Origin of the sequence: Pedobacter sp. UYP1 (assembly GCF_040547305.1) — a bacterium.
GTDB lineage: Bacteria > Bacteroidota > Bacteroidia > Sphingobacteriales > Sphingobacteriaceae > Pedobacter.
The window spans coordinates 101,795-127,911 of sequence record NZ_JBEPPL010000001.1 but is presented as its reverse complement, the minus strand read 5'-3'; the positions used below and the strand labels follow the sequence as shown (position 1 = coordinate 127,911).

Here is a 26,117-nt window from a genome sequence, read left to right as displayed (position 1 = left end):
AAAGCATAATCTTAGGTCATTGGTTCTGGTTATTTTTAGGGTATATCACCAAACCAAATATAATTAACCTCTACTTTATGCGAAGCTTATCCCGGATTGCCGCCCTGGCATGTATTGTATTTATTTTTCCAATTACATTTGTTTCTGCCCAGCAGCCTACTTATGAAGCCGAATCTGGCGTATTGGCTAATGGTGCAAATATTCAGACCTGTACTACTTGTTCAGGCGCAAAAATGGTCGGCAACCTTGGAGGAACAACCAATGGGAGCCAGGTCAATACGATCAACGTTAGTGCAGCGGGCACTTATAACCTGACGATATATTATGCGACGAATGATCCCCGGTCTTTATTTTTGAAAGTAAATAATAATACAAGCGTGGAATTGCCTTGTTTCCCATCGGGGGGATGGAGTACTGTAGCCTCACTAACTACAATTGTAACACTGAATCAGGGGAGTAATATGATCAGGCTGGATAACAGTTCAGGCTGGGCCCCTAATGTCGATAAGCTGGAAATTTCACCTTTAGATGCAGCAGTAAAGACTATCAATTTCGGTACAGGTAACAGAATCGCTTATAATCTAACTACAGGTAAATACGATGTTTATTTCAATAATACTAAGACGATTATTGATGCTTATGCCGTTGCGAAAGCGAACGCGACAAATTCCAGCACCGGTTATACCACCCGTACTTATGCTTCAGTTGCTATTAATGATGGATTTGGGGCGGGAATTAAACATACCATCAGCATGTCTGGAAATGGATTAATCCCAATGCAGCAAGTTTTTTATGTTTACAATTCAAGAAACTACTTTTATACAGAAGTCATCTTAAACGGGACAGGTGCTAACAGTTATTATATGTCACCTATGGTCTCAGGAAATTCAAAACTGCCATTCACTGGAGACCTCAAAGCTTTATATGTTCCTTTTGATAATGATACTTTTATCAGATACGATGCCAAATCGCTAAGCAGTGCTGTGAATACTACGAGTTCAGAAGTCAGTGCAATTTATGACAATAACAGCCGTAATGGACTGGTATTAGGCTCCATAGAGCATAGTGACTGGAAAACCGGAATTAAAATTAATGGTACAGGTACAAACCTTACTGCGCTGGAAGTATTCGGAGGTTTTGTTGAAGAGCAGACCACCAGAGATAAAAGAGGACATGGCTGGGTAGGGGTAGGAACCTTAACTGCGAAATCACCTAAGATGCTGGTCGGTTATTTTAATGACTGGCGGGAAGGGATGGAGGAGTACGGTAAATCGAACAGCATAGCTGAATCACGGTATATATTTAACTGGACACAGCCGACACCATTTGGGTGGAATAGCTGGGGAGCAATTCAGAGCAATCTTTCTTTAACAAATGCGAAAGGAGTGGTAGATTTTGTGAATACCAGTTTAAAGGGGTATCGAAATGGAAATACAGCTTATATCGATCTTGATTCCTATTGGGATAACCTAAATGATAGTCAGTTGAAAGAATTTGCTGATTATTGCAAAAGCAAAGGACTGAAACCTGGAATATATTGGGCACCCTTTGTCGACTGGAGCAAAACAAGCAGGACGGTGGAGGGGAGTTCAGCTAATTATACAGAGATCTGGACCAAAGAAAATGGTGCTTACCATGATCTGGATGGTTGCCGGGCAATTGATCCGACACATCCTGCAACTAAACAGCGTATCGCTTATATGATTGGCCGCTTCAAGACGGCTGGTTTTCAAATGATTAAAATTGATTTCATTGGTCATGCAGCGATTGAAGCAGACAGCTATTATGATCCTGCTGTACATACCGGAATGCAAGCATTTCGTAAAGGAATGGAATACCTGACTGACCAATTGGAAGGTAAAATGTTAGTTTATGCTGCCATTTCACCGAATCTGGCTACTGGACGGTATGCACACACCAGAAGAATTGCCTGTGATGCGTATTCTGCTATAGGAGAAACTCAATATACCTTGAACAGCACAAACTATGGCTGGTGGCAAACTTATATCTATAACTACATTGATGGTGATCATTTGGTACTTAAAAATGAATCTTTAGGAGCAAATAAAGCGCGGGTAACGTCTGGTGTCGTCAACGGAACACTAATAGCAGGGGATGATTTTTCTACAACCGGGCAGTGGAGTGCCAGGGCACAAACCTTATTTCAGAACCAGGATGTGCTTGATATCGCAAGAAACGGAGTTGCATTCAGGCCTGTAGAAGGCAACACTGGTCAGGGGGCAAGCGAGTTGTTTACCAGGCAGATAGGCGGCTATTTTTACCTGGCTGTTTTAAATTATGGTTCAGCTGCTAAATCTTATACGATTGATCTGAACCGCATCGGATTAAATTCTTCGCAGAATTATTCGGTCAAAGAACTTTATAGTGGAAATAATTCATCATCCACGGGTTCATTAACGGCAAATCTGGGTGCTGCAGATGCAGCAATTTATCGTTTCGATCTTGGCGGTTCGAGTCAGACTTCAAATGTTCCTGAGCGGAAAATTATTCCTGAAACTCCGAAAGAATTTCTTCCTTTTCCAAATCCTGTTATAGATTGGCTGAGGTTAAATAGTGAAACTGTAATTTCTTCTGCGAAACTGACTTCACTTAGAACTGGTCAGGTTGTTCAGATAGTTCAACAGGTAAATAGTAAAAACCTGGAAATAAATATGAAAGATTATCAGGATCCTTATTATGTACTTACTGTGACCGGTTTGGATGGAATTGTGAAAACCTATAAGATTATAAAGAACTAATGATGATACAGCTCAGAATTGATGTTTTCACGAGCCGGGGGATGCGTCTCCTAAACGTACTTAACATAATGTTAATTATATAACAATAATATAAAAAGGAATAATATACGGTTTTACAGATTATAAAGAGCTGATACAGGCAAAGAATATTATAAAAAGAAACTGACCTTTAGCCATTTAAGGCAATCAGGTCAGTTTCATCCTAAGTTTTATTATTTTTTCTGTTCTATTTCTTTTTCCATCTCCACGACATCCACCTGATCAGCAGCTGAAGCATCGCCAATCAAATATTTATTGAAGTGATCTGCTAATTTCCAGAATGTATATTCTGTTAAATCTCCAAATCCATGACGCTGTCCGGGTACAATTACAAACTCAAAACGTTTGCCGGCTTTCATTAAAGCATTGGCGACCCTGATCGTATTTGCCGGGTGTACATTGTTGTCAATATCACCTGTCATCAGCATTAAATGCCCCTTAAGATTTTTGGCGAGGTCAGGATTCTTGTCAATACTATATTTAAAAGTTGTATCACCTTTTGCTGTAACAACTTCTTTTACGCCATGGTGTGTTTCACTCCACCAGCGATTATAGATATTGTTGTCATGGTTACCTGCATTGGATACTGCAACTTTAAAAAAGTCAGGATAAACCAGCATCGCAGCTGTAGACATAAACCCTCCACCAGAATGTCCGGTAATTCCTACTTTGCTGATATCAATAAACTTATTTCTGTCTGCCAATTGCTCTATTGCAGCCTTTTTATCTGCCAGTCCGTAGTCACGCAGATTTCCGTAACCATAAGTATGATACCATTTGGATCTTGCAGGATTTCCACCACGATTTCCAACAGTAATGACAATATAACCAAACTGCGCCAGCCGGTCTGTTCTGTCCATGCTTTTACTAAATGCCTTATTTACTGCTTCTGTTTGTGGACCAGGATATACATACTCAATTATTGGGTATTTTTTATTTGGGTCGAAATCAAAAGGTTTGTACATCACCCCATAAAGATCAGTAATGCCATCGTCAGCTTTTACAGTGAATGGCTCTGGAAATTTATACCCGGTAGCCATCAATAAAGAAAGGTCGGTAGTTTCCAGTTCCATAACCACCTGGCCATTGTTATCCTTTACTATTGCTTTTGGAGCCGTATTCACTCTTGATGAATTGTCTACAAAAAACCTGGCTTCATCATTCATGCTTATTGCATGATCTAAATCTCCGGCGTTAAGCAGCTTGATTCCTGAACCATCAAAATTGATACGGTACAAATGTAGATAATAAGGGTTTTCTTTGGTTTCCCTACCATTAGCCGTAAAATAAAGAACCCTGTTTTTTTGATCCACATTGACAATGTCTTCGCAATGAAAAGCACCTTTAGTAATCTGATTTTTCAGTTTTCCAGCAGCATCAAACAGATAAAAATGTCCCCACCCGTCACGTTCAGACCAATGAATGATTTCTTTACCATCGTTTACCAGTCCTGGTCGACTAGTTTGCAGGTAGGTATTAAAACGCTCCTCAATCAAAGGAGTAACCGTTTCACTATGAATATCAATTGCACACAAATCTACTCTTTTCAAATCTCTGCTTTTACGAGAAAAATAGATCTTGCTATTTGTACCCAGCCAAATGGATGGTCTGAATTCGTTGTCTCTGTTTTTGTTGAGTGATGGCGCATCCCACAAAGAGAAATCCTGATCTTTGAAAGCTGACGTATTTAGTTTTTTATACGTTTTAGCTCCAAAATTGAATACTAACAATTCATTAACCGGGGCTTCCGCTTCACCGGGCATCTGGTATTTATAGGTCTCTAATGTTGGTCTGCCTTCAGCTATACTATTAATCACCCAAAGATCCTTTACCTTACGTTCATCCTCTCTGTTTAATACGAAATTTTTAGCATCCGGTGACCATAACACATATGCTCCCCTCCTTTTTTTATTATTCTTTTCATTCTCTACATTGTTTTCTCCATCTCCATTAGCCCCATAAGAATAGAATTTAACTCCATCTTTAGTCAATTGATGTTCTACAATTGTGCTGTCATCTTCATTTTTGACTGCTTTTTTATAATTTTCTCTATCCATCCAGTACAGATTATAGTTTCTGCTAAAAATAATAGCCGAAGAATCTGGTGCTACTGAAGCCCATTTTGGCTTTTCTTTAGGTTTAGAATAATTAGGTATCTCTGTTAGCTTTGCGCTGGCAAGCACATAGTGAAAAGAGAAGATTTTTTTCTGCGTGGAGTCTGCAGCGTTCTTATCTTTTCTGTCTTTTTTAGGCTCATCAATCGAACTTTTCACTTCAAAAGTAACTGATTTCTCATCACCCGAGAATTTCAGGTTTTCTAAAGGCAAATGTTGTGCATCAAAAGGATCACGAATAATGGTCGTAATTTCGGCAGCAAGTTTTGCCTTATCAAAGATTTTCTTTTTAGTTTTTGCTGATGGATCTATCAGGTACCATTCTTTACCTGATGGCGATTCATAGGCATACCAAAATCGGTTGCTTAATTTCATCCAATGCGGATCTGCTTCAATTGAGTAGACCATCTTCTTAACTTTGGCTGGCGAAAACCTTGAGGCCAGCTGATAGTTCGCTTTTGGAGCGGCAACCGATGATTCTGTAATAGTAAATGTTTTTGTTTGCGCCATTGCGCTGTACCCCGTACTACAGAGTGAGAGTAAAATTGGTAGGTAAAGTTTCTTCATTGATGGTTTTTAATAAACGGTCTAAATTATTTATTAAAAACGAATTAGTAGAAGCTCTTTTGTAATAAATACGATTGTTTGGACATATTATATAGACCCTCCGGACGATCGAAAAACAAAAGGGATTAACCTTGCTCATTCACCAATTCCCTCAGGGTTTGGGTAGCAATAGTTTATATCGCCTGAAATATTCATTTCAGGCGATATAATAAGCTTTGATTATGGATTAAATGCATAAGCCACGTAATAAATCGCGCCAACTGCAGGATTTCCGTAAGAAGTGAAATTATACTTATTCAGCACATTGGAACCACCTATTTTGATCATAGAGTTTACCGAAGGGATTTTCAGGTTAACCTGTGCATCAAGGGAAGCAAATGCGGGCACATCGCCAGAGGCAAAAGAAGAATTCCAGTAGAATTTTCCTTGCCAGCGATAATTTACATTAAAACCAACGTTTTTGATCAATTCTCTTTTTGCTATCCCCAGATTATACCTGATTTTTGGCGTGTTAAAATCATTGATATAATTATCAGGAATATCACCGATGTTGTTATAAGATATATTACCACTCAAATTATAGTTAGCGAGTAAATAATCAATTCCCAGTGCTGCGCCATAAGAAGTCACTTTTCCAGCTGCATTCACGGGAACACCGAATTTAGTGAAACCAGACCCATCAGTATTTCTCTGATAAACATCTACTGCAGTAATAAAATTCTTATAGATATTGTAATACGCATAGGCATCGATCAGGAATTTAGGGCCAAGCAAACCTCTATAACCTACTTCAAAAGCCTGAACACTTTCGGGCCTCACCCCTTTCGCATCAAAACTATAGTTTTTTAACAAGGCCGGATCAGGATTTCCAGCTGATGCTGCTGCTAAAAAAGCTCTATAACTGACATCTGTATAAGCCTGATTTGTAAATAAGCTATATTTATTTAAAATTTCAGGGATTCCACCGATTAACCTTTGTGATCCTCCACCCACTGATAAATCTATATATTGGTTCTGTGTAGTCGGATTACGATAGCCAGTCTGGTAAGAAACCCGGATGTTATTATTCTTAGCTACGGTATAAACTCCCGTGACCCTTGGCGTAAAACGGCCATCAAAGTTGGTACTTTTATCATAGCGGCCAGAAACTGTCAACTTCAGTTTATCCTCAAAAAACTTCTTACCTAATTGGGCAAAGCTCCCATATTCTTTAATATTAATCTCATCAACCAGGTCATTAAAGATAGTTCCGTTCGATCTTAACTGATACAAACGATAAGAAGCACCTAATTGAAATTCAACAACGTTATTAAATAAGTTGCTGAAATTATACATTCCCTCGTAATGGTATAAATTAGTCTTATCATTAAATTTCGCTCCGTAAATTCCCTTTTTAAAATCTGTACCTGCGATGGTCGTATTCAGGATTTGCTCCTTGGCTAGTCCAAACTCACGGGACCCCGGAACAAACCTGCCCTGGTCTGCTGCTGCTCTTGCTGCCGCATAAGCAGCGGCATCTGTAGCTCCCTGAGACTTTGCGCCAATATAATTCCCTACGTACTGAGGAAACCAATCTGTAGATTTTTTAGAAGTTTCATTAATATAACTACCCAGAATCGAAGCGATATAAGAATCACCTGAACGTTCTTGTGTAGTATAACCTCTTACAAAAAAGTCCTGGCCTTTTAACTCCAGTTTATACTGGCCGATACTGAAATTTCGCAAAGAATAACGATCCGAACCTGTATAAACAGAAGTACCACTGCCCCAGTAAACTTGCGCAATAGCTTCTACAGTCTTACTGAAACGATAATTTGCTGAGCCGGAAATTTTAAGTGATTGTGTTTTATAATCCACTAGTGAACTTTCTTCATAACCCGTGCGGGACACATTCTGATCAGGTAATAAACCTGGTGTATTCAGACCTGCATAAAAAGGCCTCATGGTCGCATTGGTTCTTAAAAAACCATTTAATGCACTTAATCCTGCAGGATTTGACTTGAACGCATCAATCTGTGCAGCAGTTGGAGGCGCTGTTAAACCAAGCGCACCCTGAACAAAACCAGAAGTCCCGGCATTCAAAACTGACTGCGCCACATTTCGCATGTTTTGACTAACTTCATCACCATATACATTAATCCCGTCATAATTAGGGTCTGAACTTCTGTTGCCATCTTTTCCGGTTCTTGCAGCACGGTCAAAATTGGAGAAATTATCTGCCTGCCAGTCTTGTGCCTGAAGAAACGAGAAAGTCCCCTTAACGGCGAATTTATTGTTCCAGGCTTTCGCAAGGCGGACATCCAGTTGATTGTAAGGCTGTACACCTGTATTGTTATCGTTAACATGGTTAATGCCTGTTTTAAACTGAAAACTAGGCCCCTGATAATCAAAAGGGCTTTTGGAAGTCATCAGCATTGTTCCGTTAATTCCACCTGCACCATAAAGTGCCGATGATGCACCCGGCAACAATTCCACATTATCTACATCCAGATCATTAATACCCACGATATTACCTACCGCAAAATTAAGACCTGGGGCCTGGTTATCCATTCCATCGACAAATTGATTGAACTTGGTATTTCCATTCGAATTGAAGCCCCTGGTGTTGATAGATTTGAAAGTTAAACTTTGTGTACTCACTTCAACACCTTTCATATTATTCAAGGCATCATAAAAAGATGGAGCAGCTTGTTCTTTGATGGTACTGTGTCCCATCCTTTCTATAGATACTGGAGATTCCAATATCCTTTCTGGAGTTCTGGAAGCTGAAATCACAACTTCCTGCCCAAGGATACCTTCTTGTTCCAGTTCTACATTAAAGTTGGCAGTATTTCCACTGATTAATTTTTCAATGGATATATAACCCAAAAAAGAAATAACAATGGTAAAGGGTGCTTTTTCGGTCGTACTGAATGCATACTTCCCGCTCTGATTTGTGGTAGTACCGATTGTTTTTCCTTTGATGGTAATTCCTGCGCCAGGGACAGGTTCTTTGCTCAGCTTATCCATAACTGATCCGCTAATAACGACGCTTTGTGCCTGAACACAGAGAGCTGTGATACAGAGCATTAAAAGCAAGAATACTGGTTTTGTAAATCTTCTCATCATACGTTAATTTATTATTTGGTTTAGACTTACTTAAATTTAACGTAATTAAATGAAAATATATAACGTTTAAGTCCCGATTATTTGGGTAAGTAAAACAAGTAATTTAATACCGTAAGTGTTAAATTCAGGGGCTAAAATAAGGGCCTTAGCCCTCTTTATTTCATATTCAGTATGAATTCATTGAAGATTTGATTTAAGCCCTTAAAATGGCATTTTTCATACGTTTATCGTCTGATTTACAGCAGCTTGAATATCGTCATTTAAATCATCTTTTTAATCTGAGAAGCCAGCAGCGTTGTTCCAAATCCAAGGATTGCAATTAATAAGAACGACCAGCGTAAATTGGTTGCCTGTGCAATAAAGCCAATCATCGGCGGGCCGATCAGAAAGCCTAAAAAGCCAACTGTAGAGACTGCTGCAATTGCCATTCCCGGCGCCATAGTCTTTGATTTTCCAGCTAGTGCCAATACAAGGGGCACTACGGATGATACACCGATCCCTACCATTAAAAAACCTAAAGTAGCGGTGTAGATATTTGGAAACATCACAGCCAGTAAAAGTCCGGTTGTGCTGATGATTCCGCTGAATTGCAGGATTTTGCTGATCCCAAACCTGGTTACAAACTTATCTGCTGCAAAACGGCCACCTGCCATTGTAGCCATAAATGCGATAGATCCCATCGTAGTTAGCGCTTCGGGAACGGTAACTACTGTTTTAAAATATACACCACTCCAATCGAACATTGTACCTTCTGTAATCAGACTTGCAAAAGCAATCAGGCCCAGTTTCAAAATATTGCTGTCAGGTTTCGCAAATAAGGGTTGTGATTCTGAAGCACCATCTTCTGGTAACAGATAACGCCAGGAATAAAATACCAGTATCCAGCAAAGTACACCAACAAGTACAAAGTGCATCCAGAATGGCCATTTTAATGCAATAGCCAAGGTGCCAATAGCAACGCCTGTGAAGCCAGCTAAACTCCATAATCCATGAAAAGAAGCCATAATTGACCTCTTATACAACTCTTCTATGCCTACTGCCTGCGTGTTCATGGCGATTTCAAAAACATTATTTAAAAACCCGAATAGAAACAGCACAATAACTAGTTGCCAGATATGGGAAGTCAATCCGATAATACATAAGACAAAAGGAAATAATAGACCTGCCGCAATCAATACTTTGCGGCTTGTAAATTTGGTGACCATCCACCCGGAAATTGGTAAACTAATCATCAGACCAACTGGCAAAGCAAATAATACACTTCCCAGTTCTCCATCACTTAAAGTATAGAAAGATTTAATGTCATGGATACGGCATGCCCAGCTGGAATAAGTAAGCCCGGCGATAAAAAAGAATATACTGGTTGCAATACGATGAGAACGTTTTTTATCAATAGATAAAGGCATAGATTATTTATGTTTTAAAACAGGACATCGGATAAAAACCCAATGTCCTGTTTGGTTTTAAGTTGTGTATTTATACCAGGTGCAGTTGTAATTCGTCGTAATCTGCAATCTTTACAATATCTGCAAGATCTTCTAACTTTTTGTTATCAATTCCAATAAATTGGATACCTAATTGTTGTGTAGCCTGGTAATCCCATTTGCCATCGCCTACGTAGATAATTTCTGACAGCGGCATATCTATCCCATGCAGACTGTTCATTTTCTGAATAGTACTACCTATAATGTCACGTCTCGCTCTTGCGTCTTGTGCAAATGAGGCGGCTGCACAAGCGGTAATAGCAATGTCCGCACAATTCAATTTAAATAAAGCTGATTCTTTCCAGCCACCAGTAGCAAGGCCAACACTGACCCCTTCCTGTGCGCATAATGCCTGAAGTATTTTGCCTGCTTTAGGTATTTCTTTCATACAGTCATTACGTTCTGTGTGCGCGTCTTTGAGTAAAACTAAGAAATTCTTGATGAATAGTTCTCTCTCTGCTTCTGTATAGGTACGCTGATGGTTTTCTATAAAAAGCTGATGGATAATACCAGAATCCGTTGTGTTCTCATAGTGTCCGTAATCTGTTTCAAAGCCACGGAAACCGAAAGTTTCTTCTAAGGCTTGTGTAAAACAATGATCATCTACCTGAGTAGTATCTGTCAATGTTCCATCTATATCAAATATGATGTATCTCATGGTTAGTTTTTTTAAATTCTGATTACAGATTTAAGACTTGAAATATTATTGCTTCTTACTTTTGTGCCGACGTCACAACCCAGATCTTTGATCGCGGATTCAAAATCATCCAGGCCATACTCATTGGTAATGATTTTTTCCAAGCCCAGATTGCCTTTATTAATCAGGTCTACCGCATGCCTGAAAGTGTCCATGGAATCAATAGATCCGATAATTGAAATACTACGGTCAGCAATCTCTCTTGCATTAATAGTTTGCTGGTTATTGCGCAGGCCCATCATACAGATTTTACCGCCGTCTGCTATCGATTGCATTGATTTTTCCAATAGTGAACCTGTGGTATCAATAATCAGGTCATACTGGTTCTTCTGTGGAACAAATGAAGGTTCTATTTTCCAGTTACGGGACAGGACATTGTTTTCTTCAATGAGTTTAATCCGGTCACGGGACGCTTCGTAAACTACGCCTTCTTGTATGCCATGCTGGGTTAATGCCATATAAAAGAGCAGACCAATTGGACCGCCACCCAGAATTGCGGTGCGCATATATGGGGTTACTGCCAGTTTTTTTACCGCAGTGAGCACACAACTAAGCGGCTCAGACATCGCCCCCTGCTCAAAAGGAATGTTATCGTTCAAGGGATAAATAAACTGTTTGGTAGTTTTAAAGTATTTAGTAAAAGTACCATCTATAGAAACGCCCGCTTCTGTACTTGATTTCAGTAAGCAGTGATTGCGAAGTCCTTTACGGCAGTTTTCACAATAGCCACAATAAAAAGTCGGATCAATAATGACACGCTGGCCTACACTGCAGGTTTCTACACCATCACCTTTGGCTACAATAATTCCTGCAGATTCATGACCGATAATTACCCTTGGGCTTGCATTGTATTCACCAGAAATTATGCTCAGGTCTGTTCCGCAAATACCAGTGGCTTTAATTTCGACAATGACTTCATCTGCAGCTGTGATTACAGGTTCTTCTCTTTCTTTGAGCTGGATATCCCAGGCTCCATTATATACGATTGCTTTCATTTTATAGTTGACTGAATATTTTGTTTAAGCGGAAATAAATTTCTTCAATATCATCTTGTGTCGCGGTTAATGCAGGGCGGACTTTAACCACATTTCCAAATCCGTAACGTGATCCTCTAAGGATCATTTTGTGGTCTGAAAGTGCTACATCAACGATTTTATTAGCAAGATCAACGTCTGGTGCGCCATCTTTATCTACGATTTCAAGTCCCCACATGTAGCCGATACCGCGTACATCGCCAATTACAGGATAGTTTTCTTTTAATTTGTATAAGAAATCACCTAATATTTTTCCTGATACCTGGACATTCTCCAGGAAACCTGGTCTGGAAACTACTTCCATTGTTTTTTGTGAAGCAGTCAGCGAAAGTAAGTTCCCTCCCGAAGTATAAGAATGTTCAAATTTTTCCAATACGGCGTATTCTTTTTTATAAAGGATGGCTGCTGCCGGGATACCGATACCGCCTAAACCTTTAGCGAGCGTAATAATATCAGGTTTAATATCATAATGTTCGCTGGCAAACATATGACCAGTTCTTCCAATCCCTGTTTGTACCTCGTCGGCAATCAGACTGATGTCCAGTTCATCGCATATTTCTCTTACTTTTTTGAAATAGCCATCTGGTGGGATGATATTTCCGCCATTTCCTAAAATTGGCTCTATGATCATGCACGACACACCTCCAGAGCTTCCGTACTGTGCATAATCATGAATCGCTTCTGCACAAAGATATCCGCAATCCGGCCCTTTAGCTGAAAAAGGACAGCGGTAACAATATGGAGCCGGGATCACAGCATTATTGGTTGTTATCGTGTTGGCAAAAGATTTTCTCCTGAAAGCATTTCCGGAGATATTAGTGGTAAAAAGTGTTTGCCCATGGTGTGAAAGAGATACGCTCAATACCTCGCTCTTACCATTGAATTTATTCGCAATTTTTACTGCTCCCTCATTTGCAGTAGAGCCGATGATGTCACGCATCCAGCCATCAGTAATGTGCTCAGGAGCTTCATCAAGAATGCTGTCAAGTACTTCTTGTGCCAATTCACCTGTAAAAGAGGAAGATACGTGGATCAAGTCTTCTACTTGTTTTTTTAAGGCATCTACTAATTCCGGATGACTATATCCCAGAGAGAGATTAAAAGTCCCGGAAACAGCATCAATGTACTCTTCGTTTTCTGGGGTGTAAAGGCGAATACCTTCACCCTTAATGAATTTAATGTTGTCTGCCATTGTTTGATTGTATTTGGTTTTTTTAAGTTGCGATTATGGTGTTTTTACAGGATTTATGAAATCATTAATTTAACATTAGGATAACTTTAATCCTTATAAGAAAAAATAAAGCATTTAACAATCTCGACCATGAAAATAATATTACATAACTGTGTTCTGGTTTTATATTAGTTCAACTCTTTTAAATAATTAGTGCATAAACTTTCGTAATTATAATTTAAGATCATAATTTATTTGACGAAACATACCTATTCACGTGGTGAACGAAAATCTTGCTAATACGATAAAACAATGCTTAAAAGTCGTATTATATGCGTTTGCAGATAAGAGAAGCAGTTTTTCGATAAGCATTATTGTGTATTTTTAACACTTTATGTTTTTTTTGAAATATCCTGGCTAAGAAAATTCAGTTGACCGACTCTTATCAGCTAAAAAACAACTCTTCTTTTGGTCTTTTTCAGCCTGCTCAACAGACTTACAGCCGGGCTTTTATAAAAAAATTCAATATTTAGTTTTCCTTTAAAGAAACCCCATGAAAACTTGATCATCAGCTACATTTTTAAATAATTATCCTATATTTAGTAATCGAGTAATTGAGGCGTAAATGACAGACAATAAGGGTTTAAGAAAAACACTAACTCCATTTATGCTTTGGGGGCTTGGTGTCGGTTATGTAATTTCAGGCATGTATTTCGGCTGGAATTTAGGTCTTGAAAAAGGTGGCACAGGCGGAATGGCTATTGCCACTATTGGAGTAGCAATTATGTATGTTACTTTTACCTTCAGTTATACAGAGCTTGCTTGTGCAATACCCAAAGCTGGTGGCGTATTTGATTATGCCAGCAGAGCAATGGGTAAAAATATCGGCTTTATTGCCGGGATAGCGCAAATCGTCGAGTTTATACTTGCCCCTCCTGCTATTGCTTTCGCTATTGGTGCTTATTTTAATGCCTTTTTTCCTCAGGTTCCTATTTTAACAAGTGCAATTGTGATCTACTTTATATTTACAGGGCTAAATATATATGGGATCAAGGCGGCTGCTTCGTTCGAAGTGATTGTGACAGTATTAGCAGTTGGTGAATTGTTATTGTTTTCGGGTTTGGCGTTGCCAAAACTGGAAGTAGCTAATTTGACACACAATTCTTTCCCCAATGGCTGGGGTGGCGTTTTTGCAGCCATTCCTTTTGCAATTTGGTTCTTTCTTGGAATTGAGGGGCTGGCCAATGTAGCAGAAGAAACCAGAAATCCTCAAAGAGATATTAGTAAGGGCTTTGGGTGGGCAATACTTACTTTGGTCGTACTATGTGTGCTGGTGTTTATTGCAGCTACAGGCATTGCTGGATGGGAAGCAATTGTCTATAAAAATGGGGTAAGTGGTGAAACATCAGATTCCCCTCTTCCACTGGCACTGGCTAAAATAACAGGAAGCAACCACCTGATGTATCATTTATTAATTACAGTAGGCTTATTTGGTCTTGTGGCTTCATTTCACGGATTAATCCTTGCTGCCGGACGCTCTACTTATGAAATGGGCCGCGTACATAATATCCCTTCTTTTTTAGGCAGGATCTCTCCGCGTTTTCAGACTCCTGCAAATGCTTTATTTGGAAATATGGTGATCGGAATTTTCGCACTGTTATCGGGCAAAACCTCAGAGATCATCGTGATTTCTGTTTTTGGTGCTTTGACTTTATATAGTATAGCAATGATTTCCATCCTGCTTTTAAGAAAGAATGAGCCTGATCTGGATCGTCCTTTTCGTGTGCCTTTTTACCCTTTGTTTCCGATAATCTCTCTGGTTATTGCAGTGATCTCCATCGTGGCGATGCTGCTCTTTAATTTCAAGTTAGGGCTGATTTATTTTTCCATATTGGCTATTACCTTTTTGTTATACCGAACGTTTAAATCCTCTGCATCATGACAGTTCAAGAAATATTAGCGTATGTAAAACAACATCCTTCAGGAAAAGTAAAAGTAGCTGTTGCTGATATAGACGGCGTTTTAAGAGGCAAGTATATTGCTGCTGAAAAATTTGCCTCCATTGTGGAGGGCCGGATTGGGTTCTGTGATGTCACCTTTGGCTGGGATATGGGCGATGTGGCTTATGATAATATAAAGTTTACGGGCTGGCATACGGGCTATCCTGATGCATTGGTCAAACTTGATTTAAGCACGTTCCGTAAAATTCCATGGGAAGATGAAGTGCCATTTATTCTCGGAGACTTTGTCAATGAAAGTGATGTGCCTGCTTATACCTGTCCGCGGCAATTGCTGCGTAAAGTACTTGCTGAAACTGAACAACAGGGTTTTCGTCCTTATTTCTCGCAAGAATTTGAGTGGTTCAATTTTTCCGAAACACCTGAAAGTGCAGCTCAGAAAGGTTTCCATCAGCTTACACCTTTAACTCCTGGTATGTTTGGCTATTCTATTTTGCGAAGTTCTCTGAAAAATGATTACATGACTGACTTGTTTGATTTGCTATGTAAATTTGGGATTCCGATTGAAGGTTTACATACAGAAACCGGCCCCGGAGTTTACGAGGCAGCGATCAGGTACGCACCAATTTTGCAGGCAGCAGATCAGGCCGTGCTGTTTAAAACGGCAGTGAAAGAGATTGCTTACCGACATGGAATTATGGCCACTTTTATGGCCAAGTTCAGTGAAAATCTGCCCGGGTGCAGTGGTCATGTGCATCAAAGCTTATGGGATAAGGATTCAAAGAAAAACTTGTTTTATGAGGAAACTGATCCTGATAAAATGAGTGAGTTAATGAAAAGTTATATCGCTGGACAGCTTTATTGTCTGCCACACCTGCTCCCAATGATTGCGCCTACCGTGAATAGTTATAAAAGACTTGTGGAGGGCGCCTGGGCTCCAACTACGCTAACCTGGGGGATTGATAACAGAACAGTTGCGTTAAGGGCTTTACCGGGAAGCAAAAAAGCTACAAGACTGGAAACAAGGGTTGTTGGATCAGATACGAATCCTTACCTGGCGCTATCGGCTTGTCTGGCTGCCGGATTATATGGCATTAAACATCAGCTGAAATTAACACAGCCAGCTACTCAAGGCAATGGTTACGAGGAACTCTCCTATGGAGTTCTGCCGCGTAATCTTCATGAAGCCACACAGTTAATGAAGCATTCGGTAGTTGCGAAAGAGTTATTCGGAGCTGATTTTGTGGAGCATTTTACTTTAACCAGAGAATGGGAATGGAAACAATATGCAAAAGTAGTGACCGACTGGGAGCTCAAAAGATACTTTGAAATTATTTAACAATTACAGCTATGACATTTGATAAAGTTTATCAGTATAACTTTCCTACGATCATTCGCTTTGGTGCAGGTGCAATTAAAGAATTACCTGCCTATTTACAGCAAAATGGGTTAAAGCGCCCAATGATTGTGACAGATCCAACTATTGCCAACTTACCTTTTTTTAAGGCTATTGTGAGTGATTTACAGGCTAATCAGCTCGCTGTTGAGGTGTTTAGTGAAATTCATAAGAATCCTGTAAAGAGTGATGTTTATAAAGGAACTGAGGTTTGGGACGATACCTCACGGGATAGTATTATTGGAATTGGCGGAGGTGCAGCTTTAGATGTGGCCCGCTCTATTGTTTTAAGGGTGAATCACCGGGAAGACCTGTTCAAATACGATGATTTAATTGGTGGTGATGTTTATGTAACGAATGACGTACCTCATTTTATTGCTGTTCCAACTACTGCCGGTACCGGAAGTGAGGTTGGGCGGAGTGCAATTATTGCAGATGATGTGACCCATCAGAAGAAGATTCTGTTCTCTCCCAAGCTGATGGCGAAGGTCGTTTTTGCTGATCCGGTATTGACTATGGATTTGCCTCCGTTTATTACAGCGGCAACAGGCATGGATGCGCTTACACATAACCTGGAAGCCTTTTTAGCCAAGAATCCACATCCTTTATGTGATGGGATTGCGCTGGAAGGCATATATCTGATCAAAGATTCGATTGAAAGAGCTACCAATCATCCGGATTTAGAAAGCAGAAGTAAAATGCTGATGGCTTCTATGATGGGTGCGATTGCTTTTCAAAAAGGTTTAGGTGTAGTCCATTCTCTGGCGCATCCGCTTTCTTCTTTGCTCGACACGCATCATGGGTTAGCAAATGCGGTTAACCTGCCTTATGGTATGGAGTTTAATATCGTTGGTTTTGAAGACCGTTTCAGGCGTATTGCGAGAACCCTGGAGTTGAAAGAAGAAACGGGTGCAGCGGTAGTGCGCTATTTAACAGAACTGAATTCAAAGGTGCATATTCCTCAGCGGTTAAGCGAAATTGGGGTAAAGCCTGAGCATATTGAAACACTCGCCGATCTGGCACTGGCCGATTTTGCACACCCTAATAATCCAAAACCGGTAAGCCGGGAAGATTTTAAGCAGTTGTATTTAAAGGCGCTTTAATGAAAAAGAAGATTGGAATAAGTTATACAGAGACTAATTTTCAAAATTACTGGAATTGGTTTACGGCTGCTGATCTGGGGGATGACCTGGAGCTGATTGAATTATCTTTCGAAAAAAACAATGTAAAGGATATTGAATTATGTGCAGGTTTTCTGTTAACCGGAGGGATTGATGTAGCACCTTGTTATTATGGTGGAGCTCCGGATTATCCCGGACAACCTGACTTTTTCCTGCCGCAAAGAGATGAATTTGAGAAGCTGATTTATGAATACTCGCAGGCTTTCAAAATACCTGTTTTGGGGATTTGCAGAGGAATGCAGTATATCAATATTCTGGAAGGCGGGAAAGTTCTGGAAGACATCGGATCAGCAAATCTGATTCATAAAAAAGTGGCCGAAGATAAGACCCATCAAGTCAATATAGGTCATAACTCTATGTTATACGCTATAATTGGAGCAAAAAATGGAATTGTTAACAGTGCACATCATCAAGGCGTTACTGAATATATATTAAGCAATAATTTAATAGCAAATTCTTATGCTGACAGCCCGGATCAATTGATCGAAGGCCTGGAATTTAAAGACAAAACAAACAAATCCTTTATGCTCGCGGTGCAGTGGCATCCAGAAAGAATGAAAGAAAAGGAAGTAAATCCACTTTCTCAAAAACTTAAAGAGCAGTTTATTGACGAGGTAAAAAAATGAAAAAATGAACGTAATAAATCCTGCTACAGAAGAGATAATTGCAACACTCCAGGAAGATACCGAGTATTCGTTGCGTGCAAAACTGGAAATATTGAAAAATGCACAGCGGGAATGGGCTAAAGCTGGCTTAGCTGAACGGATCAATGTGATTCAGCAATTCTATGATTTACTGGAAGTTGAGAAAGAAAGACTTGCCGGAGTGCTGACTTCAGAAGTTGGAAAACCTTTGCAGCAATCCCGCAATGAGCTTAATGGCGCCAGGTCCAGAATTCAGTGGATGTATACTCATGCTACTGAATATCTTTCTGATGAACAGATCATTAATTCTCCTGACCTAAAGGAAGTCATCTCTTACGATCCGCTTGGGGTAATCTGTAATATCTCTGCCTGGAACTACCCCTATCTGGTTGGTGTCAACGTTTTTATACCTGCATTGCTGGCCGGAAATGCTGTGCTTTATAAACCTTCTGAATATGCATCACTGACTGGATTGGAGATTGAAAAGCTGCTTAAAAAGGCAGGCGTACCAGATGGCGTTTTTCAAGTAGCTTTAGGCGCCAGGGAAACCGGCGAGCTTTTGCTTGATATGGATTTTGATGGTTATTATTTTACGGGTTCCTATCGCACAGGTCAGCATATTTACCAACGGGTAGCAGCCAGAATGGTTCCTTGTCAGCTCGAATTAGGTGGTAAAGACCCTTTGTACGTGGCTGATGACGTGAAGGATATTGAAGCCGTGGCTGCCGGAACAGCGGATGGCGCATTTTATAACAATGGGCAGAGCTGCTGCGCTGTGGAAAGGATATATGTACATGAGAAAGTGTATGATAGTTATATTTCTTATTTTGTTAAAGAGGTCAAATCATGGAAGATAGGTCTGCCAACTGAAGAAGGTATTTATATTGGTGCGCTAACACGTAAGGAACAGCGTGAGGTATTGGAAGGACAGATTGAAGATGCTTTAGCTAAAGGTGCAGTCTTGTTAAATGGTGGAAAAAGAACTGTTGGCAAAGGGTATAATTTTGAACCTACTGTTTTAACCTGTGTGTCTAATGAGATGAAAGTTATGCAGGAAGAGAGTTTTGGGCCGATTATAGGCATCATGAAGGTAAAGGATGACGCAGAGGCGCTAAGATTGATGAAAGACTCTGCATACGGCTTAACGGCGTCCGTTTATACAGATAGCATAGATCGGGCTAAGGAAATTCTTTCTCAGATTGATACTGGAACTGGTTACTGGAACTGCTGTGACCGGGTAAGTGCAGGGCTTCCATGGAGTGGAAGAAAACATTCAGGAATTGGCGCTACCTTGTCTCATCAGGGTCTCAGGGCATTTACGAAAACCAAGTCGTGGCACCTTCGCAAAGGTTAATAATTACTTTATATTAAAAAGGCTGTATACAATAATACAGCCTTTTATGGTTTTTACGGATCCATGAATTTAACCAGATCTTTGATCACTTTAAAATCTGGCTTCACAATATTGTTATCAGGTGAAGACGTTAATGGAGCATCCCTGTCTATCGCATAAGAAAGAACGCCTCCTTTTTCACCAGTAACTGGCTCCCATCTGGCGTAATCATAAGCACGACCTTTGCCGTTTCGTGGATAACACATCGTCCCAATAATTGCCTGGATAACGGTTTTCTTCATAGCATGAAAATCCAATGATAAATTGTCTGGATTGGATATATGGAGTATTTAAACCGTTAAAGCAAAAACATTTCTTAAGATATTACCATTTATAAGTATCTTTCAATTATGAAAAATCTAACCCTTTTAATGAGCTTCATTTTATTGCCGTTTTTAGTCGTTACCGCTTATGGACAAGCTGCTAAACCGCGGATTCTCGTATTTTCTAAAACAGCAGGATTCAGACATAGCGCTATTGCTACTGGAAAAACCGCGATTATGAAATTGGGTAAGGAAAATAGTTTTGATGTAGATACCACAGAGAATGCCAGTTATTTCAATCCGGATTCCCTTAAAAAATATGCTGCAGTAGTTTTCTTCCAGACCACAGGTGATGTATTGAACGATGTGCAGCAAACAAGTTTCGAAAAATATATACAAGCTGGCGGTGGCTTTGCGGGAGTGCATGCGGCTACGGATACGGAATATGGATGGCCTTGGTATGGTAAATTGGTCGGTGCTTATTTTGTGAGTCATCCTGCGCAGCAGCAAGCTGTATTGCATGTTACAGACCGTTCACACATTTCTACCAAACATTTGCCGGCAGTCTGGACCAGGAAAGATGAATGGTACAATTTTAAAGAGGTAAACAAAGATATTAAGGTGTTAATTACGATTGATGAAAAGTCTTATACAGGTGGCATCAATGGAGATATACATCCAATGGCATGGTACCATGATTATGATGGAGGAAGATCATGGTATACGGAATTAGGTCATACTGAGGAGTCTTATGCGGATCAGAATTACCTGAAACATTTGTTAGGCGGTATTCAATATGCAATTGGCAGCAATTAAAGAAATTAATCTAATTTTACAGTTTAATTTATCATATGGCCTCTCCAAAAAAATCTGCAATTGGATTTATTTTTATCACTTTACTGATTGACTTTACGGGATTTGGAATTATCATCCCTGTTTTACCAAAATTAATAGAAGAACTTACTGGTGGCGGACTAAGCGTTGCTGCACTTTACGGCGGTTATCTGACTATTTCATATTCTGTTATGCAGTTTATCAGCGCTCCTGTTTTAGGTGGATTAAGTGATAAATTTGGCCGCAGACCTATACTTTTAGCTTCTTTATTCGGCCTGGGAATTGATTATATTTTCCTGGCTTTTGCACCCACTATCGGCTGGTTGTTTGTGGGCAGAGCATTGGCCGGAGTTACCGGAGCGAGCTTCACTACAGCCATGGCCTATATTGCTGATGTGAGTACGCCAGAAAAAAGAGCACAAAACTTCGGAATGATTGGGGCTGCCTTTGGTATTGGTTTTATTGTAGGGCCCGTTATTGGTGGTATATTCAGTCAATTTGGACTTAGGATCCCCTTTATTATCTCAGCTGTACTGGCATTAGTTAACTGGCTTTATGGTTATTTCATTTTACCAGAATCATTAGCCAAAGAAAACAGACGAAGTTTTGACTGGAAAAGAGCAAATCCTGTCGGGTCTTTATTACGGGTCGTACAATTTCCTAAATTAATAGGTCTTTTGGCTGCGTTATTTCTTTTATACCTGGCAGCACATGCTGTTCAATCTACCTGGACTTATTATACGATGGAAAAGTTTCATTGGAATGAGACTTGGGTGGGATATTCTTTAGGGTTTGTCGGAATTGTAGTTGGCATAGTACAGGGAGGACTGATCCGGATAATTATTCCTAAGATCGGACAGGAAAAGGCTGTTTTTTATGGGTTGTTTTTATATATGATCGGATTTGTCCTTTTTGCCTTTGCGACAAAAGGCTGGATGATGTTCGCTTTCATGCTGCCTTACGGACTGGCGGGTATCTATGGCCCGGCGATGCAGGGGATCATTTCCAATAATGTCGAGGCAAATGCACAAGGTGAGATACAGGGGTTTACGGCTAGTCTGATGAGTGTTGCGGCAATCTTCGGCCCGTTAATTATGAACAATCTTTTTTACTATTTCACCGATCCAAAACATGCAATTTATTTTCCTGGCGCACCATTTTTAATGGCTGCTTTTCTAACACTTATCGGCCTGTTTATTTGCTCTGCGGCACTTAAAAAGCATCATTCCTGATTTCCATTTACTAAATCAGGTTGTTTCGGTCAGATTATTGCTCAATTCAAATATTAACCTCCAGAAATGTTTAACCGTCCCATCAGAAGTATACATGATTTTTTACTGAGCACCTATTTCGCAGACGGGCTGCGGATCACCTTCGGGGTGCTTCTGCCCTCTTTGATTTTGGCTCAGTTTGGTCTGCTTAAATATGGGATGACTTTATCTTTGGGTGCGCTGTGTGTAAGCGTGGTTGACACACCGGGGCCAATTGTTCATCGCAGAAATGCAATGCTGGTGACTACGGTACTGATTACTGTGTTATCAGTGATTGTTGGTTTAACGAATAAGAACCAGTATTTTATTGCAGTGCTGCTGGTGGCTTGTAGTTTTCTGTTCTCCATGTTTTTCCTTTATGGAACAAGGGCTGCTTTAGTGGGTACGGCATCTTTACTGATCATGGTCTTGAGTATCGACGATGTAAGACCATGGAAAGATGTGCTGATCTATTCTGCGCTGGTTTTCTCTGGTAGTTTGTGGTATACGGTTTTAAGTTATTTCTTTTACAGGCTCAGACCTTATCGGCTGGTGCAGCAAACCCTAAGCGATTCTATTCATGAGGTGAGTGAGTTTTTAAGGGCGAAAGCGAAGTTTTATCATGAAAGCACAAATTATGATGATAATTATGCGGAGCTGATCCAACTTCAGGTGGCTGTTCATGAAAAGCAGGATGCGGTTAGAGAGGTGCTGTTCAAGACCCGTGAGATTGTAAGAGAATCGACACCAGAAGGCCGTTTCTTACTATTGGTTTTTGTAGATATGGTGGATCTGTATGAGCAAGTCATGTCAACTTATTACAATTATAAACAGCTTCACGATCAATTTGATAAGGCCGGGATACTTTCCCGCTACGAACGGATTATCAACCGGATTGCCTGGGAGCTTGATGAAATTGCATTCGCACTTAAAACCGGTGGCACTCCCCGCCCACCTGCGGTTTTAACAGAGGATGTTAAACGCTTGAAAGACGAGATTAACGTGCTTGAGAAAGACAATGCAGATAGCAAGTATAATACATTGGGGCTCATTGCGCTGAAAAATATAGAAGTAAATATTGAAAATATAGCTGCAAGGGTTAAAACTATAAATGGATACTTCAATAAGAAAGAAAAGAAGAATTTAAAGAATAGTAGTGCGGTAGATACAGAACGTTTTATTACGAGACAGAAATTTGATGCCAAACTGTTTTTTGATAACCTTACTTTTAGCTCCTCTACTTTCAGACATGCAATGCGTGTATCAATTGCGATGCTGATTGGTTACCTGGTTGCCAAAATGCTGGATTCTTCCCATAGTTACTGGATTTTGCTGACTGTACTGGTTATTTCCAAACCGGCTTTTAGTTTAACCAAGCAGCGCAATTACGAACGTTTAATCGGAACTGTTGTGGGGGCGCTTATCGGGATGGGGATCCTGGTTTATATTCATGATAAACATACGCTGTTTTTTATCCTGCTATTTTGCATGATCGGGACCTATAGTTTTCAACGTAAGAACTATATTGTGAGTGTGTTGTTTATGACACCTTATATACTGGTCTTGTTCGACTTTTTAGGGATGGGTAGTTTGTCTGTAGCCAGGGAAAGAATTTTTGACACTTTAATTGGTTCAGCAATCGCTTTATTAGGTAGTTATACTTTATTCCCTAACTGGGAGAATAAGAATTTAAAAGAGGCGATGCTGAGTACTTTAAGAGCAAATATGGCCTATTTCCATGAGGTCACGCTTTTATATACAGAGACAGAACACAACCTGACCAACTACAGACTGTCACGTAAGGAGGTTTATGTAACGTCTGCGAATCTATCTTCTATTTTTCAAAAGATGTTTTCTGAGCCTAAGAGTAAACAGCGGTTAATGCCCGAGATGCATCAGTTTACAGCGCTGAATCATTTGCTGTCTTCATATACAGCTACACTTTCGCTTTATTTTAAAGAACATGCTTTTACGTTGTCTCATCCTGAGGAATTAAAGCCGACGGTAAACAACACGCTTTACCTGTTGAATCTTTCTGCAGAGTACCTGATTAAAAATGACGGGGAGCTAAGTAACGTGCCCTTAATCAAAAGTATACAGGATGAAAGTAAGGTAACTGACCCTAATGAAATGATGGTTATTGAGCAGTATGAGATGATCCAGAAGGTAGCTTATGATATTTTTAAATTAACTGAAAGGATTAAAATATAAAACTTAAGGGATGAATTTTTGTTGTAATAGCATAAACAAGAAAACATGGAAAAGTTATATACAGCTGCAGTACTAGCTAAAGGAGGCCGTGACGGCCATATAAAATCAAGTGATGGAACAATAGAATTTGAAGTAAGAACACCTAAAGAAATGGGTGGTCAGGGAGGAGCAACAAATCCTGAACAATTATTCGCTGCGGCATGGGGCCCATGTTATCTGGGTGCATTACATGCAGTGGCTAAAAATGAAGGTGTAGAAGTGGGTGAAGCTACTGTGAATGTACAGGTTTCGTTTAATCAGGATGGAAATGCTTATGTATTGTCTGCAGAACTGGATGTTCATATTCCGGGGCTTAGCCATGAGGAAACTCAGAAACTGGCTGACAAAGCGCATAAGGCTTGTCCTTATTCAAAAGCTACAAGGGGTAATATTGAAACAAGAGTTACCGCTATATAGCGCTTAAATAAATATAGAGCCGCTGCTTTATTAAAGGCAGCGGCTTTTTTATGAGTTAAATTAAATCATGGAATGAAAAGATATTTATTACTTATTGCGTTATCGTTTTCACTGCTGACCACGCATAGTGTGGCACAAACATTTCAGGATACTGGTGTATTCTCATTTTGGAAAGATGCTGCTGTTTCACATCCGCAGATTTTAACGAAAAATGGTTTCAAAAAGGTATATGGAGGGCCGAAAAAAGCAGGTGGCTTTCTTTATTTGTACCATAATAAAACTGCGCAGGAGTATTTGTTTATCCATTACACTCCGGCAATGGCTGCAGAAACTATCAGTTATTTAGTGCCAACAAAAATAAAGTATCAAAAACTGGTCAACTTTGATCAAAAGACCTTTCTACGCGGAGAAAAAATAATCCCCAGTGGAACTACCCGTTATGAAGACGGTAAAAAATATTACCAGGTTACTTACATTTGTAAGTCCTGCATCTAAATTAGAATATAAACAAAATGGCGAAAACCTACTGGATTGACGAAGCTGATACTTTAACTATTTACCCGGCCAGAATGGCGCGCAGGATCAGTATAATTTACCTGATCGCATTTACGACGCTTAATATTGCGCTTTACCTCACTAAAACGTTAACCAGCGTTTCTACGTTGCTTATATTTGAGGGGCTGATTTTATTGCTGGCTATTTTCTTATATGGCTCTGGGGAGCGTAAAGCTGTTTTTGACGGCAATAGCAGGCAGTTATATACGAAGTTCTTTGGAATAACAATCAATACTATTCCTTTTGATCAGATTGCAACCATCACTCCTTATGATACCATGGGTGCTATAAGTTATAAAGTATTCTCCAAGGAAAACAGACATGGAAAAGGAATTCTTATCTCTTGTGGTTATTCTAAATTAACGAACAAAAATCTGATCGCTTATGAGGAAGAAGTTTTACCCAGGATTAACGAACTCGTATTTTCAAACCGTCCGCTGCATGTTAAATCGCCTGTCTTTGATTTCCAGTTTTTTAAGGAAGAAAATGGTATTTATAAGATACTTTTCAATAAAACAGGTGGCCTTATTCTGGGGATTTTATTAATTGCATTGACTTTCTTTATCCTGGCTCATCCGGATTTTATGAATGACAGGGAAAGTTATAAAAGATGGATGGTTACTTATCTTCCTGTAGTATTGGGTGTGGTCTTCGTGAATGCATTTTTCACTTCTGTAAGTTTTGATAAACATAACCGCCAGATTATCTATTCGACTCTTGGCGGTGCTATCCGGAAAATCTATTCATTTGATGATTTTATCCAGTTCTTAATTGTTCGTAAGTCTATGAATTTTATCTATACCGGGACAGAAGTAAAAGCGGTTCTTGATCTTCCTGCACAGGGAAAAACCAGGCAACTGATTCTGATTAATTTCAGGAATACTAAAAAGATCGAACGCTTTATAGACGAGGCGAATACAATCTTGGGTATTTATGAGGAATCTGCGTCTACTTTAACTGAGTAAGCTACTTTAAAGCAAAGCAGCTTACTCAGTTAAAAGTT

Annotated in this window: 19 protein-coding genes; 12 read left to right on the top strand and 7 right to left on the bottom strand. The window is 39.7% G+C overall.

Translation table 11 applies throughout. The annotated features are described in order from the left end of the window. Positions 1-77 precede the first annotated feature (77 nt). On the top strand, positions 78-2,759 hold the full coding sequence (locus ABIB30_RS00570; RefSeq protein ID WP_354298797.1) for a CBM35 domain-containing protein: 2,682 nt from the start codon (positions 78-80) through the stop codon (positions 2,757-2,759). A gap of 212 nt (positions 2,760-2,971) precedes the next feature. Here ABIB30_RS00570 and ABIB30_RS00565 read toward each other — a convergent pair whose 3' ends face one another. The 6 genes from ABIB30_RS00565 to ABIB30_RS00540 form a co-directional block, all read right to left on the bottom strand. Further along, positions 2,972-5,479, bottom strand: coding sequence for a S9 family peptidase (locus tag ABIB30_RS00565; RefSeq protein ID WP_354298796.1), 2,508 nt, complete (start codon positions 5,477-5,479; stop codon positions 2,972-2,974). A gap of 219 nt (positions 5,480-5,698) precedes the next feature. Continuing rightward, the gene (locus ABIB30_RS00560; protein ID WP_354298795.1) at positions 5,699-8,587 is read right to left on the bottom strand and encodes a TonB-dependent receptor domain-containing protein; all 2,889 of its coding nucleotides are present in this window, start codon (positions 8,585-8,587) and stop codon (positions 5,699-5,701) included. 260 nt (positions 8,588-8,847) lie between these two features. Further along, on the bottom strand, positions 8,848-9,993 hold the full coding sequence (locus tag ABIB30_RS00555; protein WP_354298794.1) for an MFS transporter: 1,146 nt from the start codon (positions 9,991-9,993) through the stop codon (positions 8,848-8,850). Between the two features lie 70 nt (positions 9,994-10,063). Further along, the gene (locus ABIB30_RS00550) at positions 10,064-10,729 is read right to left on the bottom strand and encodes an HAD family hydrolase (protein WP_354298793.1); all 666 of its coding nucleotides are present in this window, start codon (positions 10,727-10,729) and stop codon (positions 10,064-10,066) included. Between the two features lie 11 nt (positions 10,730-10,740). Further along, positions 10,741-11,763: a zinc-dependent alcohol dehydrogenase gene (locus tag ABIB30_RS00545; protein WP_354298792.1), complete on the bottom strand. Its 1,023-nt coding sequence runs from the start codon at positions 11,761-11,763 to the stop codon at positions 10,741-10,743. Position 11,764: 1 nt separating this feature from the next. Continuing rightward, a complete protein-coding gene (locus ABIB30_RS00540; RefSeq protein ID WP_354298791.1) occupies positions 11,765-12,994 on the bottom strand; it encodes an aspartate aminotransferase family protein in 1,230 nt (409 codons plus the stop codon). A gap of 604 nt (positions 12,995-13,598) precedes the next feature. On the opposite strand from ABIB30_RS00540, the gene eat reads away from it, so the two are divergent. Genes eat through ABIB30_RS00515 form a run of 5 tightly spaced genes read left to right on the top strand, consistent with a single transcriptional unit; the run spans position 13,599 to position 19,506 of the window. After that, positions 13,599-14,915 carry an ethanolamine permease gene (eat, locus tag ABIB30_RS00535; protein ID WP_354298790.1) on the top strand — a complete coding sequence of 439 codons (1,317 nt, stop codon included), beginning with the start codon at positions 13,599-13,601 and terminating at the stop codon, positions 14,913-14,915. Further along, entirely contained in the window at positions 14,912-16,270 is a 1,359-nt protein-coding gene (locus ABIB30_RS00530) for a glutamine synthetase family protein (RefSeq protein WP_354298789.1), read from the top strand. The genes eat and ABIB30_RS00530 overlap by 4 nt, the downstream gene beginning before the upstream one ends. Before the next feature lie 11 nt (positions 16,271-16,281). After that, a complete protein-coding gene (locus tag ABIB30_RS00525; protein WP_354298788.1) occupies positions 16,282-17,430 on the top strand; it encodes an iron-containing alcohol dehydrogenase in 1,149 nt (382 codons plus the stop codon). Next, entirely contained in the window at positions 17,430-18,134 is a 705-nt protein-coding gene (locus tag ABIB30_RS00520) for a gamma-glutamyl-gamma-aminobutyrate hydrolase family protein (protein ID WP_354298787.1), read from the top strand. The genes ABIB30_RS00525 and ABIB30_RS00520 overlap by 1 nt, the downstream gene beginning before the upstream one ends. Before the next feature lie 4 nt (positions 18,135-18,138). Next, a complete protein-coding gene (locus ABIB30_RS00515) occupies positions 18,139-19,506 on the top strand; it encodes an aldehyde dehydrogenase family protein (protein WP_354298786.1) in 1,368 nt (455 codons plus the stop codon). 207 nt (positions 19,507-19,713) lie between these two features. On the opposite strand, the gene ABIB30_RS27260 is transcribed toward ABIB30_RS00515, so the two are convergent. Then, the gene (locus ABIB30_RS27260) at positions 19,714-19,803 is read right to left on the bottom strand and encodes a hypothetical protein (protein WP_502931079.1); all 90 of its coding nucleotides are present in this window, start codon (positions 19,801-19,803) and stop codon (positions 19,714-19,716) included. A 92-nt stretch (positions 19,804-19,895) separates the two neighbouring features. Between ABIB30_RS27260 and ABIB30_RS00505 the strand changes: the two genes are divergently transcribed. The 6 genes from ABIB30_RS00505 (at position 19,896) to ABIB30_RS00480 (ending at position 26,079) form a co-directional block, all read left to right on the top strand. Continuing rightward, on the top strand, positions 19,896-20,624 hold the full coding sequence (locus ABIB30_RS00505) for a ThuA domain-containing protein (RefSeq protein WP_354298784.1): 729 nt from the start codon (positions 19,896-19,898) through the stop codon (positions 20,622-20,624). Between the two features lie 35 nt (positions 20,625-20,659). Beyond that, positions 20,660-21,874: a TCR/Tet family MFS transporter gene (locus tag ABIB30_RS00500; RefSeq protein WP_354298783.1), complete on the top strand. Its 1,215-nt coding sequence runs from the start codon at positions 20,660-20,662 to the stop codon at positions 21,872-21,874. 66 nt (positions 21,875-21,940) lie between these two features. Then, positions 21,941-24,103: an FUSC family protein gene (locus ABIB30_RS00495; protein WP_354298782.1), complete on the top strand. Its 2,163-nt coding sequence runs from the start codon at positions 21,941-21,943 to the stop codon at positions 24,101-24,103. A gap of 45 nt (positions 24,104-24,148) precedes the next feature. Then, positions 24,149-24,559 (top strand): organic hydroperoxide resistance protein, encoded by a 411-nt coding sequence (locus ABIB30_RS00490; RefSeq protein WP_068398459.1) that lies wholly within the window; start codon positions 24,149-24,151, stop codon positions 24,557-24,559. 72 nt (positions 24,560-24,631) lie between these two features. Next, entirely contained in the window at positions 24,632-25,054 is a 423-nt protein-coding gene (locus tag ABIB30_RS00485) for a hypothetical protein (RefSeq protein WP_354298781.1), read from the top strand. Positions 25,055-25,071: 17 nt separating this feature from the next. Beyond that, the gene (locus tag ABIB30_RS00480) at positions 25,072-26,079 is read left to right on the top strand and encodes a hypothetical protein (RefSeq protein ID WP_354298780.1); all 1,008 of its coding nucleotides are present in this window, start codon (positions 25,072-25,074) and stop codon (positions 26,077-26,079) included. The last annotated feature ends 38 nt before the right edge of the window (positions 26,080-26,117 follow it).

Coding starts and splice junctions, on each gene's coding strand:
- ABIB30_RS00570 (WP_354298797.1), top strand. CDS start 78: ATGCGAAGCTTATCCCGGATTGCCGCCCTGGCATGTATTGTATTTATT.
- ABIB30_RS00565 (WP_354298796.1), bottom strand. CDS start 5,479: ATGAAGAAACTTTACCTACCAATTTTACTCTCACTCTGTAGTACGGGG.
- ABIB30_RS00560 (WP_354298795.1), bottom strand. CDS start 8,587: ATGATGAGAAGATTTACAAAACCAGTATTCTTGCTTTTAATGCTCTGT.
- ABIB30_RS00555 (WP_354298794.1), bottom strand. CDS start 9,993: ATGCCTTTATCTATTGATAAAAAACGTTCTCATCGTATTGCAACCAGT.
- ABIB30_RS00550 (WP_354298793.1), bottom strand. CDS start 10,729: ATGAGATACATCATATTTGATATAGATGGAACATTGACAGATACTACT.
- ABIB30_RS00545 (WP_354298792.1), bottom strand. CDS start 11,763: ATGAAAGCAATCGTATATAATGGAGCCTGGGATATCCAGCTCAAAGAA.
- ABIB30_RS00540 (WP_354298791.1), bottom strand. CDS start 12,994: ATGGCAGACAACATTAAATTCATTAAGGGTGAAGGTATTCGCCTTTAC.
- eat (WP_354298790.1), top strand. CDS start 13,599: ATGACAGACAATAAGGGTTTAAGAAAAACACTAACTCCATTTATGCTT.
- ABIB30_RS00530 (WP_354298789.1), top strand. CDS start 14,912: ATGACAGTTCAAGAAATATTAGCGTATGTAAAACAACATCCTTCAGGA.
- ABIB30_RS00525 (WP_354298788.1), top strand. CDS start 16,282: ATGACATTTGATAAAGTTTATCAGTATAACTTTCCTACGATCATTCGC.
- ABIB30_RS00520 (WP_354298787.1), top strand. CDS start 17,430: ATGAAAAAGAAGATTGGAATAAGTTATACAGAGACTAATTTTCAAAAT.
- ABIB30_RS00515 (WP_354298786.1), top strand. CDS start 18,139: ATGAACGTAATAAATCCTGCTACAGAAGAGATAATTGCAACACTCCAG.
- ABIB30_RS00505 (WP_354298784.1), top strand. CDS start 19,896: ATGAAAAATCTAACCCTTTTAATGAGCTTCATTTTATTGCCGTTTTTA.
- ABIB30_RS00500 (WP_354298783.1), top strand. CDS start 20,660: ATGGCCTCTCCAAAAAAATCTGCAATTGGATTTATTTTTATCACTTTA.
- ABIB30_RS00495 (WP_354298782.1), top strand. CDS start 21,941: ATGTTTAACCGTCCCATCAGAAGTATACATGATTTTTTACTGAGCACC.
- ABIB30_RS00490 (WP_068398459.1), top strand. CDS start 24,149: ATGGAAAAGTTATATACAGCTGCAGTACTAGCTAAAGGAGGCCGTGAC.
- ABIB30_RS00485 (WP_354298781.1), top strand. CDS start 24,632: ATGAAAAGATATTTATTACTTATTGCGTTATCGTTTTCACTGCTGACC.
- ABIB30_RS00480 (WP_354298780.1), top strand. CDS start 25,072: ATGGCGAAAACCTACTGGATTGACGAAGCTGATACTTTAACTATTTAC.